The organism is Providencia sp. PROV129, from assembly GCF_028482245.1.
GTDB classification, from domain to species: Bacteria; Pseudomonadota; Gammaproteobacteria; order Enterobacterales; family Enterobacteriaceae; genus Providencia; species Providencia vermicola.
The window spans coordinates 64,163-84,220 of record NZ_JAMPQD010000015.1 but is presented as its reverse complement, the minus strand read 5'-3'; the positions used below and the strand labels follow the sequence as shown (position 1 = coordinate 84,220).

Below are 20,058 nucleotides of genomic sequence, written 5' to 3'. Positions count from 1 at the left end.
ATGTATGAGTAAAAAGTATGCAGTTGTTTTTGGGTTTTCATTAATCTTTGCTGGCATGCAAGTCGCCTCTGCGGCAATTAATATTGATCGCACCCGCATTATTTTTCCAGGCAAAGATAAATCGATTAGCTTAGTGATTAATAACCAAAGTAAAACAATGCCGTATTTGGCGCAATCATGGATGGAAGATGCGAAGGGGAACAAAGTCTCAGAGCCTTTTACTGTTTTGCCACCTATGCAACGTGTTGAGCCAAATGCAAAAAACCAAATTAAAATTATTAAGACTGAAGGGATTGATACATTGCCTCAGGATAGGGAATCGCTGTTTTACCTGAATGTGCGTGAAATCCCTCCTGTTTCAGATAAAGAAAATGTGGTGCAAATTGCGATTCAGAGCCGTTTAAAAATGTTTTATCGGCCACCTCAAATTGAAAATAACAGCGATAAAGTGTGGGCGAAAGAACTGAAGTTTACGCATTCTGGTAGTCAGTTGCTCATTGAAAATCCAACGAAATACTACGTCACGTTGGGTTATTTAAGTCACAACAATAAGAATAACTTTCCAGGTTTTGAGAGTGTCATGGTAGCGCCATTATCAAAAGAAAGTGTTTCTGTACCAAGTGCAAGTTTTAGCCAACTTTACGCGGGATATATGGATGACTACGGCGGAATGAAAATGTTGACGTATCAGTGTGCGGCATCGATATGCCAGCTGTCAAAAGAAAGCCAATAGGATTTTAGAGATGAGAAATTATTGCTTTTCAATAGGTTTTTTCATGCTATCCCTGTTTGGGAGTCATGCATACGCAGACAGCAGCATGATGCGAGGCGACCTCAATTTTACCGGTAATGTCGTGGCTTTGCCTTGTAAAATCACGCTTTCCTCGATGGATCAAAATATTGAATTAGGCCCAATTTCTCTTAATTATTTCAATGAGATCGGAGATAGAAGCCCTAAACATGAGATCAAATTGAAATTTGATGACTGCATTTTCCCAAAGCGGGATCGTGATGACCGGGATCCTGTAGTTAGGATCATGTTCATTTCAGAACCCACAGCGAGTACTGACCGTAATTTATTTGGTGGTAAAACAATTTTAAATGGTTATGGCATTCGTTTGCTGGATAAGCAGGGCAATACAATCCCAAATGGTGAATATCGAAATTACCCAGTTTATTTCGATGATAATCAACAGATTGTGATTTATTCCATGTTGGAAAGCTATCTTTCAAGAAGTGAATTAACAGTGGGTAATATTAAAACGCAAATTACCTTAAATATTACCTATATATAAAGGTGTATAAATTATGATACACAAGTTTATTAAGCAGTATGGGTTCTACTTTTTATTCTTATTTGTTTTTATCAGCCCAAAGACATTTGCATTGGATTGTGTTGAAAAAGGGACGGGGGTTGTGATTAAACCACCTGTTCCTGTAGGGCAACTTGCTATACCAGCGGATACTCCTGAGGGAACGATTATTTGGCAATCAGACCCACTGACCGTTACGGTATATTGCGATAACGTATTGGGAAACATGGTTGACGTTGTTCATATGTATTTTAACCCGACATCACAAAAGTTAGGGACAGGTTTGTTACTTGGAGCGAACTATCAAGGTGAACAACTTGAACACGACCAGCAAAAAGTCAGTTTAGGCACACCACCGATTAGCGGTAAGCAAAATGTCACCGTGACGGTGACGTTTACTTTATACATCAAAGTGACAGGAGTGGTTCCACCATCAGGCAACTATTTGGGTGATAACCAATTTACCGTTTTCCAATTTGATGGAAGTGGGGGGATTAATACCACTCCAGGGGCTAAAAACTTACGCTATTCTATTTCAGGGCTTCAAGGGATCCGCTTTTTAAAATGTGGTGCTGATATCAAGGTTTTTCCTGAATCTCAGCAAATTGACTTTGGCCAATTGATGATCACAGAGCTTAATCAAGGTAAAGAGTTTAAAAAGGATTTTCAGGTTCAAGCGGTAAAAAGAGGGTGCTTGGATAATTTCTCCATGAATATCAATTTTGAAACCACGGAGCCACTTAATGGTGAGTATGCAATTGATTTGAAAAATGGTATGAACCTTGTGATCAAGGACGATAAAAACAGCGACATTAAGTTTAATTACTTCCAGTTTTTCGGTAGTTTACCGCAAGGAAGTACATCAGTAACTCGTGATTACAGTGCGACGGTAAAGAAAACGGGCACAGTAAAAACAGGTGGCTTTCAAGCATCTACGATAGTTCGTATTAATTATTATTGATAGAACTAGGGAATAAAAAAGAGCAGGCAACATGCCAGCTCTTTTATTTTACATTGCTTATTGGCGACACTAACTAACTTCAGCTAGCGTATTCCGTTGGTACAGTGCAATGGCGCTATTTTATGCATTTTTGGCAATTTGTATTCTGAACTTGCTCAAAGAAGTTATTTCCCTTGTCATCAACAAGGATAAAAGCAGGTAAACCTTCAACTTCCATTTTCCAAATCGCTTCCATACCTAATTCTGGATACTCTAAGCAATTCAAACTCTTAACATATTCTTGCGCTAAGATTGCCGCCGAACCCCCGATGCTACCTAAATAGAAACCACCGTGTTTTTTACACGCGTCAGTAACGGCTTGAGTACGGTTCCCTTTTGCGAGCATTAACATACTACCACCATGGGATTGGAACAGATCAACGTAAGGGTCCATACGGTTACCCGTTGTTGGGCCTAATGAGCCAGATACCATGTCTTCAGGTTTCTTGGCAGGTCCTGCGTAATACACCATATGGTCTTTGAAGTATTGCGGTAACTCTTCGCCGTTATCTAAACGTTCTTTGAGCTTGGTGTGCGCAATATCACGCGCGATGATCAGTGGGCCACTGAGAGAAACACGGGTCGATACAGGGTGTTTACTCAATTCCGCCAAAATATCTTTCATTGGACGGTTAAGGTCGATATGAACCACTTTTCCTTCAGTTTGGGTACGCATTGATTCAGGGATATATTGGGCTGGATTATGTTCCATTTTTTCCAGCCATAGGCCGTCTTTGGTTATTTTTGCCTTGATATTACGGTCTGCTGAGCAAGAAATGGCTAAACCGATCGGGCAAGATGCACCATGGCGAGGTAAACGTACAACGCGGACATCGTGAGCAAAGTATTTACCGCCAAACTGTGCACCAAAACCAAGATGACGAGAGGCTTCTAATAACTCATTTTCTAGCTCAATATCACGGAATGCACGGCCATATTCATTACCTGTTGTCGGCAAATTATCATAGTATTTTGCAGAGGCCAGTTTTGCTGTTTTTAGCGTTGTTTCCGCTGAAGTTCCACCAATAACAAAAGCAATATGATAAGGCGGGCAAGCCGTTGTTCCCAGATTGCGCATTTTTTCAATTAAGAAATTTTTTAGCTTAGCTGGGGTTAAGGTTGCTTTTGTTTCTTGATAAAGCGCGGATTTATTAGCAGAACCGCCACCTTTATTGACGAACAGGAAGTGGTATTCATCACCTGTGGTCGCAAAGATATCAAACTGTGCGGGCAGATTAGTGCCAGTATTCACTTCGTTAAACATATCTAGCGGGGCATTTTGAGAAAAACGTAGGTTTTCGTGTTGGAAGACGTTATAAATTCCACGAGAGAGATACTCTTCATCATCGCAATCCGTCCAAACTTGCTGGCCTTTTTTCCCAACCACCGCAACGGTTCCTGTATCTTGGCAGTTTGGTAAAATACCTTTTGCGGAAATTTCAGCGTTACGTAGCAACTGCAGTGCAACATATTTGTCATTTTCGCTAGCTTCTGGATCATGCAAGATAGCCGCAACTTGCTTCTGGTGTGCGGCTCTTAGGAAGAATTGCGATTCATAAATTGCCCGTTCAGCAAGCAGTGTTAATGCTTCGGGGGCAACTTTTAAAATGGGTTTCCCTGCGAATTGCTCGACGGAAACATATTTATCAGAAACATGGGTATATTCAGTTTTATCCTCAGATAGCGGATAAGGTTCTTGATAAAAAAACTCTTTATTAGCCATTTTGCTCACTCACATATTAATTTCAGTGGAATATCCAAAAAATAATCGCCCGTAGGCTTGTGCTTATTCTTTAATAAATTCAGTACAAAGGAACAAAGTAAAATTTATAAGTGTAATTATGAAACAAAAATCACAAAAGAAATCACGAAAAGAAACAATTTAGGCTGAAATTATACCAATTTGGCCATTATATTCAAAGGGATGCGGTTGATAATATGATGTTGGTTAAAGTTATCGAGATAAAAACCACTTCACGATAAAAATTAGATATAAATCACATAAAATTATATTTAATGATGTTTTTCTCTTTATCATTGTAATTATGAATTATTAGTTTTTAATTATTTCATTAGGATAAATTACATTTCAAGTTGTTTTAGTAAGTTTAAACGATTCAGTTTTTGATAATTCTATTTTAATCAGTGGGATATTTTATGAGTTTGTAGCAAGATATATTCCTCATATCTTAATTTAAGAAATAATTAAATTTTAAATGAATTTAATTATTCATCTATTAGCGACTAACTTTGTGAATTGTAAGGTATTTAGCTTAAGGGAGGAACTTAGATGTATAAGGGAAACCTATAGATAACGGCATAGTAACAATATATATCGCTATGTTGCTTATTTTTATCAAAAAACAGTTTTATTTATTGTGAATTCATAATGAAAGGCAAACGAAGTGTCGAAAATGGCTTTCAATTTATAAAAACTGTGTTTATCATGCAGGGCTCAATGAATTTGAAAAATGGCGCTACTGGTTTTGGGCTTTGCTGGGGAAAATTATTTACTCAAAATAATTCCAGTGATATGTAGGCCGCAAATGATGGCATCTCGATGAGCATACATAAGTATGTGGTTCGAATGGCAGCGTGAAGCGAGCACCCATATCACTTGAGGTATGAAGAGAGTAAACCTCCGACAAGCTTATACAGTCTTTAACGGTGGCGGTTCTATCTGCATTATTCCTAGGGATAGAGTGTATTATAAATGACTGAGACAACCTCTCTGACACCACTCGTCGAATTAAAATCTTTAAATAAAGGTTTTGATGGCAAACAAATTATTTCTGAACTTGACTTAACCATTCAGAACGGTGAGTTTTTGACCATTCTGGGGCCTTCTGGTTGCGGTAAAACGACGGTTTTACGTCTTATTGCTGGGCTGGAAGATGTCGATGATGGTCAAATTATTCTTGATGGTCAAGATATTACGGATATTCCAGCGGAACAACGTTTCGTGAATACCGTGTTCCAAAGCTATGCTCTTTTTCCTCATATGACGGTTTATGACAACGTCGCTTTTGGCTTACGTATGCAAAAAACGCCTGCAGCCGATATTCAAAAGCGCGTTGATCAGGCACTGCGTATGGTGCAATTGGAAGATTTTGCGCAGCGAAGGCCGAATCAACTCTCTGGCGGGCAGCAGCAGCGTGTGGCAATCGCCCGTGCCGTGGTGAATCGCCCAAAAGTCTTATTACTGGATGAATCATTGTCTGCGCTGGATTACAAACTGCGTAAGCAAATGCAGAATGAGCTAAAAGCCCTTCAGCGGAAACTGGGAATTACCTTTATTTTTGTTACCCACGACCAAGAAGAAGCCTTAGCAATGTCTGACAGGATCATCGTCATGCGTGAAGGGAAAATTGAGCAAGATGGTACACCTCGTGAAATTTATGAGGAGCCTAAAAACCTATTTGTTGCTCAGTTTATCGGTGAAATTAATATTTTTGATGCGAAAGTGTTGTATCGCATTGATGAAAAACGTATTCGTGCCAATGTTGAAGGCCATGAGTGCGATATTTTCACTGAGCTCTCAGTCAAAGAAGGGCAGCATCTTAATGTACTTTTGCGCCCTGAAGACTTACGTGTTGAAGAAGTGAATGATGCAGAAAATCATCCAGGGCTGATTGGTTACGTGCGTGAACGTAATTATAAAGGCATGACTTTGGACTCTGTGGTTGAGATGGAAGACGGCAAAATTGTCATGGTGAGCGAATTCTTTAATGAAGACGACCCCGATGTTGACCACTCCTTGAATCAAAAAGTTGCTGTAACTTGGGTGGAAAGCTGGGAGGTCGTGCTGGATGATCATTCGTAAACACAAGATCCTGCAAAATGTGATCATCACTGGGATTGTCGCTTGGCTGGTCTTGTTCGTTTTCTTGCCAAATGTCATGATCATCGGAGCCAGTTTTCTAACACGCAGTGATACTAATCTAGTGGATCTGATCTTCACATGGGATAACTACATCCGTTTATCCGATCCCATGTACGCAGAAGTGATGCTCCATTCACTGAATATGGCCTTGATCGCGACATTCTTTTGCCTTGTGATCGGCTATCCATTTGCATTTATTTTGGCGAAATTACCCAAACGCATCCAGCCACTTATGTTGTTTTTGTTGATTGTTCCGTTTTGGACGAATTCGCTGATCCGTATTTATGGTTTGAAAGTTTTTTTGAGCACCAAAGGCTATCTGAATGATTTTTTGCTGTGGATTGGGATTATTGATAAACCGATTCGTTTAATGTACACCCCAGAAGCGGTTGTGCTTGGGCTGATTTATATCTTATTACCTTTTATGGTGATGCCGCTGTATTCGAGTATTGAGAAATTGGATAAGTCATATTTAGAAGCAGCTAGGGACCTCGGCGCTAATAAATTTCAGACCTTTGTGAAAATCATCATTCCATTAACGATGCCAGGTATTATTGCAGGGTGTTTATTGGTTTTATTGCCTGCGATGGGGCTGTTTTATGTCGCCGATTTAATGGGCGGCGCGAAAAACCTCCTAATTGGTAACGTGATAAAAAGCCAGTTCCTCAATATTCGTGATTGGCCATTTGGTGCCGCAACCAGTATCTTCCTGACGGTGATGATGGGGCTGTTGCTGTATGTGTATTACCGAGCGGCTAAGCTTTTGAATAAAAAGGCGTATGAAGAATGATCGGGCGTACTTTGCGGGGTGGCTTTATGGCCATCGTCTATGCGTATCTTTATATTCCAATCATCATTTTGATTGTTAACTCCTTCAATGAATCGCGTTTTGGTATTCAGTGGCAGGGTTTCTCAACAAAATGGTATGAACTTTTAAGTAATAACGACAGCTTATTAGAAGCGGCGGGGCACTCATTAACCATGGCGGTGTTATCCGCCACATTTGCCACCGTGATTGGCACATTAACGGCGGTTGCGCTATTTCGTTACCGTTTTCGCGGCAAACCCTTTGTGGGGGGAATGTTGTTTGTAGTGATGATGTCCCCCGATATCGTGATGGCAATATCGTTATTAGTGCTGTTTATGATTTTGGGCGTTTCATTGGGTTTTTGGTCGTTGCTGTTTTCGCACATTACCTTCTGTCTGCCTTTTGTGGTGGTAACGGTATATGCGAGGTTAAAAGACTTCGATGTAAAAATGCTGGAAGCCGCGCGGGATCTCGGAGCGGGTGAATTTACTATTTTACGTAAAATTATTCTGCCATTGGCGCTCCCTGCGATAGTCGCGGGTTGGCTGCTTAGCTTCACATTATCGATGGATGATGTAGTTGTGTCGTCGTTTGTGACGGGGCCTAGTTATGAAATTTTACCGTTAAAAATCTACTCAATGGTCAAAGTGGGTGTCTCCCCCGAAGTGAATGCGCTGGCAACGGTGCTACTGATTATGTCGCTGGTACTTGTTTGCTTAAGCCAATGGGTAATGCGGGATAAATACGGTAAAAAAACGCAGTAACAAATGACAGGATGGCACGGCACTCTTGTTTTGCCGTGCTTTTTAAATGCCATAAGGCGAGAGGGTGGGCTCCAATTGAGCCTATAAGATATCACCCCTAAATCATTCAAGTTACAGCTTGATGCAGGCAGGGATAAAAACACGTTGTTGAGGGAAACTCAGTCATGAAAAAATGGTCCTATCTACTGGCAGCAGGCTTAATGGCTGCAAGTATTGGCACGGCGACTGCCGCTGACGATAACAAAGACGTACTGTATTTCTATAACTGGACAGAATATGTTCCCCCTGGTTTATTAGAGCAATTTACCAAAGAAACGGGCATCAAGGTGATTTACTCCACTTATGAATCCAACGAAAGCATGTACACTAAATTGAAGACCTATAAAGATGGGGCTTATGATTTAGTTGTACCATCCACTTACTTTATTGCGAAAATGAGTAAAGAGGGGATGCTGCAAAAGATTGATCAAAGTAAATTAACCAACTTTAAAAACCTCGATCCAAATTTAATCCACAAAGAATTTGACCCAAATAATGACTATTCTGTGCCTTATATTTGGGGCGCAACAGGTATTGGCATTAATGGTGAAGCCGTTGACCCAAGCTCTGTCACATCATGGGCAGATTTTTGGAAGCCTGAATATAAAAATAGCCTATTGATGATGGATGATGCACGGGAAGTATTCCAAGTCGCATTAAACAAACTGGGTTATTCAGGCAATACCACTGACCCGAAAGAAATTGAAGAAGCCTATCAAGAGCTGCAAAAATTGCGCCCGAATATCTTAGCCTTTAACTCGGATAACCCTGCCACACCGTTTATTGAAGGGGAAGTAGATGTAGGGATGTTATGGAATGGTTCCGCATTTGTCGCAAGGCAAGCAGGCTTACCGATTGAGGTGGTGTGGCCAAAAGAAGGCGGTATCTTCTGGATGGATAGTTTAGCTATTCCTGCCAATGCGAAAAATGTTGAAGGGGCTCATAAACTGATTAACTTCTTATTACGCCCTGAAATTGCGGCACAAGTTGCTGAATCAATTGGCTATCCAACCCCTAATTTAGCCGCTAAAAAGATGTTACCTGCAGAAATTGCTAACGACCCATCTCTTTACCCAAGTGAAGAGGTATTGAAAAAAGGCGAGTGGCAAAGCGATGTTGGGAATACCAATATTCTGTACGAAGAGTATTTCCAAAAGCTAAAAGCTGGCCGTTAATGGTTTAATAAATAAAAGGCGCAATTTTATGCGCCTTTTTTGTTTCAATAAGTTGTGTACGCGATAACTTATTTACTCACAGCGTTATGGGCAACAAACTGAGCAAAGGTATCCGCCCACGGTTGTAAGAAATCTTTGCTTTTCGGTGAAATATTGCCTTGCTCATCCACCATACCGTCATACCATTTCAGGTAACATTCAGGTTGGTTCATGGTTGGCATATTCAAAAAGGCAAGGCTGTTGCGCAGGTGTTGTTGGGCAATTGCCGTGCTGATATTACCGATGGAAACACCTAAAACCCCCGCAGGAATTGCATTCCACGAGTTATCTCCCCAAGGGCGAGAGCCTTGGTCAATGGCATTTTTTAATACACCAGGAATAGAGCGGTTATATTCAGGGGTGGCAAAAATAATGCCGTCACAGGCTTTAATTTGAGATTTAAAATTGGCGACAACAGGAGGCACATTTTGGTCAGCATCTTGATTGTAGAGAGGAAGGTCGCCAATGTTGATAAATTTGAATGAGAAATTTGCAGGGAATAACTTAATGATGGCTTTAGCGACGGTTAAATTATAAGAATCCGCACGTAAGCTACCCACAATAACACCAATATTATATTGTTTTGACATGGTAAAACCTCTTCTATCGACGGTTAGTGACGAATGTGACAAATAATTTGTACTTTGTCAGAATTTTATTTTACATCCATTATTAAACATCATAACCCGAATTGGCGCAAAACTAAGTTAAATTTGAAACTAGCCAAAGCAGAGGTGCAAAATAATTTTAAATTATCAATTAATTACGGGGTTATAGCCTATCTAAAATGGATATTGTGAGTCCCATTCCACTATTTTGATTTAACCTTGAACAATACAGGGTTACTTGATTTGGGTCAAAATGAAACATACCGACTGGTCGGTATCATCCATTACATGAACAAAACAGCGCAGCACAGAAAAAAAGATCCCGTCAAACTTCAAGTGGAGTTATTAAAAGCGGCTCGCATAATTGCGGGTAGGGACGGCATTTCTGCATTATCCCTTAATGCGGTTGCACGGGAAGCGGGTGTCAGCAAAGGGGGGCTGATGCATCATTTCCCAAGTAAGCAAGATCTTATCCATGCGCTATTTTTGCAATTACTGAGCATTATGGATGAGCGTATTAGTTTCATTATGGAAAATGACATCAATACTTATGGGCGTTTTTCCCGTGCATATTTGCACTATATTGGCGAGCTTAAAGAATCAGATGAAAGTTTTCAGCTCGCGTTATTGTCGTTGGCCATGCCAAATGAGCCTGTATTGCGCAAATGTTGGCGTAATTGGGTGCTGGGTCATTTAGCAAAAGGTGACTCGTTCGATAACAGCTATTTAGGGGCGCTAGTGCGTTATGGCGCAGACGGCTTGTGGTTGTCATCATTAACAGAGGGTGAAACGTTATCAAAACAAGAGCGTGATGCCATTGTGAGTCGTTTAACGGCGATATCGTTTGAAAAGCTACCTTAATATGGATAAGTAAACACCGAAAATACCGTCATTAATATAATAAAAACATGGGGCGCCAATGAAATATAAAATCAATGCCTTCATTATATATGATGCAGTCGATGGCACTTTGTCTTTGAAAGAAGACGAGGTGGATACGCAATTGTCTATTACCGCCAATGCACTGCTTTATTATTTTATCCAAAATAGGGGTGTGGTATCCCGTGATGATGTATTAAAAGCAGTGTGGGATGATAATGGATTAGTTTCATCCAACAGTAATTTAAACCAATATTTGAGTTTATTAAGAAAAGCATTTCGCCAGTATGGTATTGAAAATATCATTATCACGGTGGCCAGAGGGAGATTGGAATTTAATTCAGAAGTGACGCTAGAACGTTTGAATGATGCTAAAATGCACCCTGCTGAATTTATTAAAAACTTGAGTGAGATAGATGCCGCTGAAGTTGTATTATCACCTATTATTGCCCCCTCTTTAATTGAACCAGAAACAATCTCAATATCCCCCGTTAAAAGCCCTGAGCCATTAACAAAGGCAAAAAAAGAAATGTGTTGGTATTTCGCCAGTGGTGCATTTTTGCTGTGCTCTATCTTGTTATTAATTATGGCTTATTTATCAAATCAACCATCTCAACCGATTAATATGACGGTGCTGGAGCATGCTAACTGCGATGTGCTTTCAAATGAAAAAATGATTAATGGCACCGTCGCACAAAATTATGTGCAAAATTTTGACAAGGTGAGAAATAACTTAAATCTTGCCTGTGTAGAAAAAGAGCGATTTGTTTTCTTTTATGGGGATAAATTACAAACTAATGGATTAGGCCGTGTGTTTTTAGCCCACTGTGCCGTAAATGAAGACAATCCTTTTAGCTATTGCGATAACTATTTCTATTATTCTTGGAAGCCATCATGAAAATATCTGGGAAAGTATTATGTTTACTGAGTGCTTTGCTGTTTATTATGGTGGTGATTTACACACAATCGGTTTTATTTTCCAATAAACAAGATGGATTAATGGTGTGTTCTACCAAAGGCATCATGCGCTTTGAAAATATGAAAGATGAAAACGTTAATGGCAATATTCATTTCAATTTTGGTGCGAATGGAAAAGGGTCTATTGTTGTTGAAGGCTATACAGACTCTAAAGCAGGGTGGCTGTATTTACAGCGCTATGTGAAATTTAATTATACGACCAAACGGGTTTCCCCAACGGAACGCCATTATAATATTAGCCAATGGGAATCGAGCGCCTCTTCCATTGATGAATCCCCCGATGTGATTTTTGACTACTTTATGCGAGAAATGTCAGATAGCCATGATGGCTTATTTCTTAATGCCCAAAAGTTGAATGATAAAGCGTTGTTATTAAGTTCAATTAACTCTCCTCTTTATATCTGCACATTAAAACCTGGCAGTAAATTTGACTAACAAAATACAGACCTAGGGCATTCAAGTTGGCCTATCATTTTGTGTGTTTTCCCGTTCTAACCGTCTTTAACTGTCTTTGAAATGGCTTACATCTTCAGTGTTATTCATAGGCTTCTTAGTGTGAACTGCTTGCCTCAAATAAGCACACTTTCCTGAGTACCTTAATATAAAAGAGCTTCTTTATTTGCGAGTAAAGCTTATAAGCCAGTGAGCCACCCCACAGTTATCATTGTGTAAATTACCCCTTGGTATCAGCTTAATAATATCCTGTTAACAATCCTACCTGATTAATCCGTAATCTATTTTTCGTGTTTTTTATTCACCAGACAGATGCGTGAATTTTTCGTTTTTTCAGCATTGATGTGTGAATCTAGGGGCTAATAAATCTAATTTTTAGTTAAATATTCTAAGTATCTTCATGTCGTGGATTTATATTTTGTTTTTATTTTTCACCTCTATAGTGAATTTGAAGCCAAAGGCTGCGTTCAATTAATCACCGCGCAGACACTGTTGGCGTAAATGATTACCTCGGTTCTTCAAGAAACATGTATTCGGACACATCAACTTAAAGAGCGCGGTAAAGAAAAATGAAGAAGGCTTCTCGGAGGAAACAACAATGGGTGATGCATTAGGTCTTATCGAAACTAAAGGTTTGGTGGCTTGCATCGAAGCGGCGGATGCAATGTGTAAAGCCGCAAACGTTGAGCTAATCGGTTATGAAAATGTGGGTTCAGGTCTCGTCACCGCAATGGTTAAAGGCGACGTTGGTGCAGTCAAGGCGGCGGTTGACTCAGGTGTTGAATCTGCTCAGCGTGTTGGTGAAGTCGTGACATCACTGGTCATTGCGCGTCCACATAACGATATCAACAAAATTGTGATTAAACATAAGGCATAACTTTTTCCGGAGGAAAAAACATGGGTGACGCATTAGGTCTTATCGAAACTCAAGGGTTAGTGGCATGTATTGAAGCGGCTGACTCGATGTGTAAAGCCGCAAATGTTGTGCTGATTGGTTATGAAAATGTTGGGTCAGGTTTAGTGACGGCAATGGTGAAGGGGGATGTCGGTGCGGTAAAAGCAGCGGTTGATTCAGGTGTTGAATCGGCTTCTCGCGTTGGCACTGTCGTGACATCTCTGGTTATTGCTCGTCCTCACAGCGATATTCAGAAAATCGTCGCCCAGTATAAAGTCTCGGAATAAAAAGGAAATTACTTATGAAAGAAGCACTTGGACTAATTGAAACTAAAGGTTTAGTGGCATGTATTGAAGCCGCTGATGCCATGTGTAAAGCAGCCAACGTCGAACTGATTGGTTATGAAAATGTCGGTTCAGGGTTAGTGACTGCCATGGTGAAAGGCGACGTCGGTGCAGTTAACGCAGCGGTGGAATCTGGTGTTGAAGCCGCAAAACGTGTTGGCACCGTAGTGACATCACGCGTTATCGCAAGACCACATAACGATATCGGCAAAATTGCGCAGCAACATAAAGCCTAAGCTGTTGGCTGATAAGTAAATAAAACAACAAGTTAATTAGTTAATTTTGGCTCCGATACGGGGGAAGACATGGTTGCATTAGATAAAGATCTGCAATCCAGACAACTGGCAAGAGAGCTAGTTAGAAACGCGAAACAAGCGCAGAAAGTATTCGCGACTTTTTCGCAGGAAAAAATCGACAGTATCGTTAAACACATCGCGATTGAATCAGCTCTTCACGCTGAAGAGCTGGCGAAAATGGCCAATGAAGAGACAGGTTTTGGTAAGTGGCAAGACAAAGTCTTGAAAAATACCTTTGCTTCAATGCGTGTCTATGAACACATTAAAGATCTCAAAACCGTTGGCATCATTAATGATGACAAAATCAACAAAGTCATGGATGTAGGCGTTCCGTTAGGGGTGATCACGGCATTGGTGCCATCGACAAACCCAACATCGACCATCATCTACAAAACGTTGATTGCCTTAAAAGCAGGTAACGCCATTGTCTTCTCCCCGCATCCTAATGCCAAAGCCTGTAGTTTCCGTACGTTAGACATTGTTAAAAAAGCGGCATTAGAGGCTGGCGCACCCGCAGGGATCGTTGATGGTGTCACAATGTTGACCCTTGAAGCGACCAAAGAGCTGATGCACAGCAAAGATGTTTCCTTAATTTTAGCGACTGGCGGGGAGGGCATGGTGCGTGCAGCGTATGCATCGGGTACGCCAACAATCAGTGGCGGTCCGGGTAATGGCCCTGCCTTTATTGAGCGCAGCGCCAATATCAAACAAGCCGTGAATGACATTATCACCAGTAAAACGTTTGATAACGGGGTGATTTGTGCGTCAGAGCAATCAATTATCGTCGAACGTTGTATTTATAACGAAGTGCACCGCGAGCTGTTAGCGCAAGGCGCTTACTTTATGAATGAAGACGAAGCGAAGCGTATGGCGTCAATGTTATTGCGGGCAAATGGCACCATCAACCCTGAAGTGGTTGGGAAAGATGCCATTACCTTGAGCCAGCGTGCAGGGTTTAGCGTACCTGCCAATACGCGTGTGCTTATTGCCTTACAAGACACCGTTTCACCGAAAAACCCCTATTCGCGTGAAAAACTTTGCCCAATCTTAGGGATGTATATCGAAGAAGATTGGCAATCTGCTTGCCATCGTGTGGTGGATTTGCTGACTAATGAAGGCTTAGGCCACACATTGGTGATCCACACCCAAAACGAAGATGTCATTCGTCAATTCTCCCTTGAGAAACCCGTTAACCGTATTTTGATTAATACACCTGCGGCACTAGGGGGCATTGGAGCAACAACCAATATTACGCCAGCATTAACCTTAGGTTGCGGTGCAATCGGTGGCGGTTCGAGCTCAGATAACGTCGGGCCAATGAACTTACTGAACATTCGTAAAGTGGGTTATGGCGTGCGTTCTATTGATGATTTAAGGCAGCCAGCACAGCCGTGCCCAGTTGCTCAGCCTGCGGCTTCAACCACAGTGAATCAATCGCAAATCAGTATTTTAGATGATGACCGTTTTCGTCAGCCAGTGACGGCTTCTGCACCTGTTTCTCATGTAGCAGACAACCGTTTTAGCACGGCGGAAATTACGCAAGCTGTTGTTTCACAAGGTGATATCACCGAAGAAAATGTTGAGCAAATCATTAAGGCCGTTCTCGGTCGCCTAAATAAGTAATTCATTGAAATAAGGCGGTATAAACCATGATTTTGGCAAAAGTAATCGGACATGTTGTCGCAACGCAGAAATGCCAAGAACTTAGCGGAAGCAACTTATTGATGGTCGCTGCGCTGGGGGATGATCTTGAACCGTTGAAAGACCGAACGTATGTGGCGGTAGACAGCGTCGGTGCAGGTATCAATGACATTGTGTTAGCTGAAGAGTACTTCGCGTTGAACAAAGACAAATACAAAGCCATGTCAGTGGTTGCCATTGTTGAAAAGGTTTATACCAAGGAGTAAACAACAGCATGAACCAGTTTCTCATTAAACCGCGAGTTCAATTTGGTGCTAATGCACTGGATTTTATCTCACAAATGCAAGCTCAGCAGGCTTTTATCGTGACCGATAAAGCCATGGTGAAATTTGGCTTAGCAGAGGAAGTCACTCGTCGGTTAACACACTCAGGCATTGCGTTTTCAATGTATGACGATGTCCTGCCAGACCCTGATATTTCAGCCATCGTAAAAGGCATGAAAGTCATGGACGTGCAATATCCCGATGTGGTGATTGCACTGGGTGGCGGCTCAGTGATTGATGCGGCGAAAGCGATTATTTACTCCTTATGGCACACGAAAAGCGACGCCAATCGGGCAAAACCGCAGTTTATTGCAATCCCAACAACCAGCGGCACAGGCTCTGAAGTTACCTCATTTTCAGTGATTAAGTCCCACTCTGAAAAACTGGTGCTAGTGGATGAGTTTATGTTGCCCGATGTGGCGATCCTCGACCCTGTTCTCGTGAAATCCGTGCCTGCGTCGATTACCGCAGATACAGGGATGGATGTGCTTTGCCATGCATTAGAAGCGTATGTTTCCCGCACTGCATCTGATTTTTCTGATGCGCTAGCGGAAAAAGCGGTGCAGCTGGTTTTCGGTCACTTAATTGACTGCTACCGCGAAGGTGGCAATTTGCTTGCTCGCGAAAAAATGCATAACGCCTCTTGCATCGCAGGAATGGCATTTACCAATGCTTCCCTTGGGATCACGCACAGTTTAGCCCACGCATTAGGCGGTGTATTCCACATTCCACACGGCCGAGCCAATGCGCTATTGATGGCACATGTGGTGGCATTTAATGCCGAGTTAGAAGGGCGTTGTGATAGCGAAGCCGCAAAACGTTACGCTCATCTCGCGAAAAACTTGAATTTACCCTCTTCAACAATACGTGAAGGCGTTGAAAGCTTAATTATGGCAATCAACGTATTGAAAGATGAAATGAATATGCCAAAAGGCATTCAAGCCACAGGCATTAATGAAACCGATTTTAACGCCCGTTTAGGGGAAATGGTGGGGCAAGCACTGCGTGATAGTTGCACTCCGACCAATCCACGGGATGTGAACCAAGTGCAACTTGAAACGCTATATCGGCAATCTTTTTAACAGCCGCAAGCTGTTAGGTGATGAACAACAAACTAGAACGAACATCAGGATAGGCTAACATGACTAAATATGCTCTGACCCCACGCGTAAAAATGCTGGCTGAACGCTTAAGTGCCCGCAATAGCTCAATTATTACTGAACGTGCCAACATTTTAGAAGCACTGGAAAACCAACTTTCGGGTGCACCGCAGGCAATAAAACCTGCTCAACGTTTTTATGAATTTATCCGTCATTTCCCTGCGTTTATTGCGCAAGATGAATTGATTATTGGTAGTCAATCGTCCACACCGCGTGGCGCGATTTTCTTCACTGAAAACGAAATTCACAGCAACAGTATTTACACCTTCTTAGCAGGGGACAGCACCGTTGATGCCCCTGACTATTTAGCGGTACTGAACATCGGTTTTTTAGAAATTAAATCCCAATTGGAAAACCGAGTCAGAAACATCGGTAGTGCAGTCAGTCGTAATAGTATTGATGAGGCAAATAATTGCCGCGCTGCAATTTATGCATGTGATGCAGCAATTCATTTTGCACAATCCCTCGCGTCAAAAGCGGAAAGCATGGCAGCGGTGGAATCAAACCAATATCGCCGTTTAGAACTGCAAGAAAGCGCGGCGATTTTACGTAATGTTCCTGCCAAACCTGCACAAACCTTTAAAGAAGCTTGCCAAGCATTCTATTTATTGCAGCTTATTTTACATCTGGAAAATGGCAGTTACGCGGTTAACCCAATGGGCTTCGACAAAGCGGTTTATCCGTTCTACCAACGGGACATCGAGCAAGGCCGTTTAACACCAGCCCAAGCGTATGAAGTGGTTGAAAGTTTATGGCTGAAATTGGCTGAGCTTTCTGAAGTGCGTTCGACAAAAGTGGTGGATGGCTACCCAATGTTTGATGCATTAAAAGGTGGCGTATATTTAACCGATCCTCACGTATGCATTAATGAATTATCCGCCATGATGTTATCGGCTCATGAAAATATCATGGCCGTCAATAATGGGTTAAAAGTCCGCTTATATTGCGGCCAAGCAAGCACGCAACCGCAATATTCTGCGCCGAATGCCAGCTATGTTGCACCGTCTGCACAAGCTGAGACAGAATTTAAAGTAATGGAAGGGCTGACCCCGCGTTTACAACGCCTGCGTAACCGCTATTTAGAAGCGCGCCCAAGTGTTTCTATCTACCGTGCTTTAGCCTTTACTGACGTTGTCAAAAATAACCCAGGTTTACCGCCGATTTTACTGCGTGCAAAAGCATTCCGTCGCGCATGTGAAACCGCACCAATCTTAATCCAACCAGAAGAATTAATTGTTGGGCATCCGTGTGGTAAGCCACGTGCTGGTGCATTCTCCCCAGATATCGCATGGCGCTGGGTGGTTGAAGAGCTCGACACCATGAGCACACGCCCACAAGACCCATTTGTTATCTCTGAAGAAGACAAAAAAGTCATTCGTGAAGACATTGCACCGTTCTGGGAAGGCCGCTCATTAGATGAAATCTGTGAAGCACAATACCGTGAAGCGGGTGTGTGGGAGTTTAGTGGTGAAACGTTTGTCAGTGATTTGTCTTACCACCAAATCAACGGTGGGGGTGATACATGCCCAGGCTACGATGTCTTGTTATTCACCAAAGGCATGAATGGGATCAAAGCGGATGCACAGGCGAAACTGGCTGAGCTTAGCATGGAAAACCCAGAGGATATCGACCGTATCTATTTCTACAAAGCCTCTATTGAAACTTGTGAAGGTGTTGTGTCTTACGCGCACCGTATTGCAGAACATGCTCGTGAGTTAGCCGCAAAAGAAACAGACTCAAAACGCCGTGAAGAGTTATTGACTATCGCACAAGTAAATGAAAACGTGCCAGCAAATCCGCCTGTGACCTTGCAAGAAGCCCTACAAAGCATTTGGACAGTAGAATCCCTGTTTGAAATCGAAGAAAACCAAACGGGTTTGTCTTTAGGGCGCCTCGATCAATATTGCCTGCCAATGTATGAAAACGACATCAAAACAGGCCGTTTAACACAAGACCAAGCGCTGGAAATGATGCAGGCGTTTATCATCAAATGTGCTGAATTAATGTGGATGTCCAGTGAGTTAGGCGCGAAATATTTTGCGGGTTACCAGCCGTTTATCAACTTAACAGTAGGCGGGCAAAAACGCTCGGGGGGCGATGCGTGTAATGACCTAACTTATTTAATTATGGATGCGGTGCGTTTCGTTAAGGTGTACCAGCCATCACTGGCTTGCCGTATCCATAACCAATCACCACAAAAGTACATGGAAAAAATTGTCGATGTCGTTAAAGCTGGTATGGGCTTCCCTGCCTGCCACTTCGATGACTCCCACATCAAAATGATGTTACGTAAAGGTTTTGACTTTGAAGATGCGCGTGATTATTGCTTGATGGGTTGCGTTGAACCTCAAAAATCAGGCCGAATTTATCAATGGACCTCAACAGGTTACACCCAATGGCCAATCGCGATTGAGTTTGTCTTAAATCGTGGGCGCATGGTGCTGTTTGATAGTTACCAAGGCTTAGATACAGGTGAACTGCGTGACTTGAGAACTTTTGAAGATTTTGACCGCGCAGTGAAACAACAAATCGCTCATATCGTCCGATTATCCGCGGTCGGTACGGTGATCAGCCAACGAGTACACCGTGATGTTGCACCAAAACCATTAATGTCTTTGCTGGTGGAAGGCTGTATGGAAAAAGGGAAAGACGTTGCCGCAGGTGGTGCGATGATTAACCACGGTCCAGGTTTGATTTTCTCTGGTCTTGCAACCTACGTCGATTCAATGGCAGCCATTCGTAAGCTGGTTTATGAAGACAAACGTTATACCCTTGAACAAGTACGTGATGGCCTATTAGCTAACTTTGAAGGCTATGACGAACTGCGCCGCGACTGCTTGAACGCGCCAAAATTTGGTAACGATGACAACTATGTTGACCAGTATGCGCTGGATATTACGGAGTGGACAGAGCGCGAGTGCCGCAAATACGACATGTTGTATTCCACACTTAGCCACGGAACCTTATCGATTTCGAATAATACTCCAATCGGGGAATTAACCGCAGCGAGTGCGAATGGACGTTTAGCTTGGATGCCATTATCAGATGGTATCAGTCCAACGCAAGGTGCGGATAAACAAGGCCCAACCGCCATCATTAAATCCATCAGCAAGATGAATGTGGAAACAATGAACATTGGCATGGTGCATAACTTTAAGTTCTTAAAAGGCTTGTTGGATACGCCTGAAGGCCGCCACGGCTTAATTACCTTGCTAAGAACGGCTTCTATTTTAGGAAATGGCCAAATGCAATTTAGTTATGTCGATAATGAAATGCTGAAAAAAGCACAGCAAGAACCTGAAAAATATCGTGATTTAATCGTTAGGGTCGCAGGTTACAGTGCTTACTTCGTCGAACTCTGCAAAGAAGTTCAAGATGAAATTATTAGCCGTACTGTGATTGAGAAGTTCTAAATCGATATCGGCAGGTATGGCAACATACCTGCCACTTCATAATAAAA

At 42.1% G+C, this 20,058-nt stretch carries 19 protein-coding genes; 17 read left to right on the top strand and 2 right to left on the bottom strand.

Annotated elements, in window-relative coordinates; genetic code table 11:
* Window positions 1-4 precede the first annotated feature (4 nt).
* Genes PSF27_RS11195 through PSF27_RS11185 form a run of 3 tightly spaced genes read left to right on the top strand, consistent with a single transcriptional unit; the run spans window position 5 to window position 2,274 of the window.
* Complete coding sequence (locus PSF27_RS11195; protein ID WP_206083427.1) at window positions 5-733, top strand: fimbrial biogenesis chaperone; 729 nt, start codon at window positions 5-7, stop codon at window positions 731-733.
* 43 nt (window positions 734-776) lie between these two features.
* Window positions 777-1,295, top strand: coding sequence for a fimbrial protein (locus PSF27_RS11190; protein WP_206083428.1), 519 nt, complete (start codon window positions 777-779; stop codon window positions 1,293-1,295).
* A 13-nt stretch (window positions 1,296-1,308) separates the two neighbouring features.
* The gene (locus tag PSF27_RS11185; protein WP_272681463.1) at window positions 1,309-2,274 is read left to right on the top strand and encodes a fimbrial protein; all 966 of its coding nucleotides are present in this window, start codon (window positions 1,309-1,311) and stop codon (window positions 2,272-2,274) included.
* 115 nt (window positions 2,275-2,389) lie between these two features.
* On the opposite strand, the gene PSF27_RS11180 is transcribed toward PSF27_RS11185, so the two are convergent.
* Window positions 2,390-4,036, bottom strand: coding sequence for a fumarate hydratase (locus PSF27_RS11180; protein WP_272681462.1), 1,647 nt, complete (start codon window positions 4,034-4,036; stop codon window positions 2,390-2,392).
* A 990-nt stretch (window positions 4,037-5,026) separates the two neighbouring features.
* Here PSF27_RS11180 and potA point away from each other — a divergent pair.
* The 4 genes from potA (at window position 5,027) to potD (ending at window position 8,982) form a co-directional block, all read left to right on the top strand.
* Window positions 5,027-6,136: a spermidine/putrescine ABC transporter ATP-binding protein PotA gene (potA, locus tag PSF27_RS11175; RefSeq protein WP_206083431.1), complete on the top strand. Its 1,110-nt coding sequence runs from the start codon at window positions 5,027-5,029 to the stop codon at window positions 6,134-6,136.
* Entirely contained in the window at window positions 6,123-6,986 is an 864-nt protein-coding gene (gene potB, locus PSF27_RS11170) for a spermidine/putrescine ABC transporter permease PotB (protein ID WP_206083432.1), read from the top strand. The genes potA and potB overlap by 14 nt, the downstream gene beginning before the upstream one ends.
* Window positions 6,983-7,768: a spermidine/putrescine ABC transporter permease PotC gene (potC, locus tag PSF27_RS11165; RefSeq protein WP_206083433.1), complete on the top strand. Its 786-nt coding sequence runs from the start codon at window positions 6,983-6,985 to the stop codon at window positions 7,766-7,768. The genes potB and potC overlap by 4 nt, the downstream gene beginning before the upstream one ends.
* Window positions 7,769-7,932: 164 nt before the next feature.
* Window positions 7,933-8,982 (top strand): spermidine/putrescine ABC transporter substrate-binding protein PotD, encoded by a 1,050-nt coding sequence (potD, locus tag PSF27_RS11160; RefSeq protein WP_206083434.1) that lies wholly within the window; start codon window positions 7,933-7,935, stop codon window positions 8,980-8,982.
* Between the two features lie 68 nt (window positions 8,983-9,050).
* Here potD and PSF27_RS11155 read toward each other — a convergent pair whose 3' ends face one another.
* Window positions 9,051-9,611 carry an NADPH-dependent FMN reductase gene (locus tag PSF27_RS11155; protein ID WP_206083435.1) on the bottom strand — a complete coding sequence of 187 codons (561 nt, stop codon included), beginning with the start codon at window positions 9,609-9,611 and terminating at the stop codon, window positions 9,051-9,053.
* Between the two features lie 306 nt (window positions 9,612-9,917).
* Between PSF27_RS11155 and PSF27_RS11150 the strand changes: the two genes are divergently transcribed.
* The 10 genes from PSF27_RS11150 to cutC all read left to right on the top strand — a co-directional run bounded on the left by PSF27_RS11150 (window position 9,918) and on the right by cutC (window position 20,011).
* Window positions 9,918-10,490 carry a TetR/AcrR family transcriptional regulator gene (locus PSF27_RS11150; protein WP_206083798.1) on the top strand — a complete coding sequence of 191 codons (573 nt, stop codon included), beginning with the start codon at window positions 9,918-9,920 and terminating at the stop codon, window positions 10,488-10,490.
* Between the two features lie 58 nt (window positions 10,491-10,548).
* Complete coding sequence (locus PSF27_RS11145; protein WP_272573989.1) at window positions 10,549-11,406, top strand: transcriptional regulator; 858 nt, start codon at window positions 10,549-10,551, stop codon at window positions 11,404-11,406.
* Window positions 11,403-11,921: a FidL-like protein gene (locus tag PSF27_RS11140; RefSeq protein WP_206083437.1), complete on the top strand. Its 519-nt coding sequence runs from the start codon at window positions 11,403-11,405 to the stop codon at window positions 11,919-11,921. The genes PSF27_RS11145 and PSF27_RS11140 overlap by 4 nt, the downstream gene beginning before the upstream one ends.
* 616 nt (window positions 11,922-12,537) lie before the next feature.
* Entirely contained in the window at window positions 12,538-12,816 is a 279-nt protein-coding gene (locus PSF27_RS11135; RefSeq protein ID WP_004249182.1) for a BMC domain-containing protein, read from the top strand.
* Between the two features lie 20 nt (window positions 12,817-12,836).
* Window positions 12,837-13,121, top strand: coding sequence for a BMC domain-containing protein (locus PSF27_RS11130; protein ID WP_206083438.1), 285 nt, complete (start codon window positions 12,837-12,839; stop codon window positions 13,119-13,121).
* A gap of 14 nt (window positions 13,122-13,135) precedes the next feature.
* Entirely contained in the window at window positions 13,136-13,414 is a 279-nt protein-coding gene (locus PSF27_RS11125; protein WP_006658501.1) for a BMC domain-containing protein, read from the top strand.
* A 69-nt stretch (window positions 13,415-13,483) separates the two neighbouring features.
* Window positions 13,484-15,097, top strand: a complete 1,614-nt coding sequence (locus PSF27_RS11120; RefSeq protein WP_206083439.1) for an acetaldehyde dehydrogenase (acetylating) — start codon at window positions 13,484-13,486, stop codon at window positions 15,095-15,097.
* A gap of 26 nt (window positions 15,098-15,123) precedes the next feature.
* Window positions 15,124-15,381 (top strand): EutN/CcmL family microcompartment protein, encoded by a 258-nt coding sequence (locus PSF27_RS11115; protein WP_206083440.1) that lies wholly within the window; start codon window positions 15,124-15,126, stop codon window positions 15,379-15,381.
* An 8-nt stretch (window positions 15,382-15,389) separates the two neighbouring features.
* Complete coding sequence (locus tag PSF27_RS11110; protein ID WP_206083441.1) at window positions 15,390-16,520, top strand: 1-propanol dehydrogenase PduQ; 1,131 nt, start codon at window positions 15,390-15,392, stop codon at window positions 16,518-16,520.
* A 59-nt stretch (window positions 16,521-16,579) separates the two neighbouring features.
* Window positions 16,580-20,011 carry a choline trimethylamine-lyase gene (gene cutC, locus PSF27_RS11105; RefSeq protein ID WP_206083442.1) on the top strand — a complete coding sequence of 1,144 codons (3,432 nt, stop codon included), beginning with the start codon at window positions 16,580-16,582 and terminating at the stop codon, window positions 20,009-20,011.
* The last annotated feature ends 47 nt before the right edge of the window (window positions 20,012-20,058 follow it).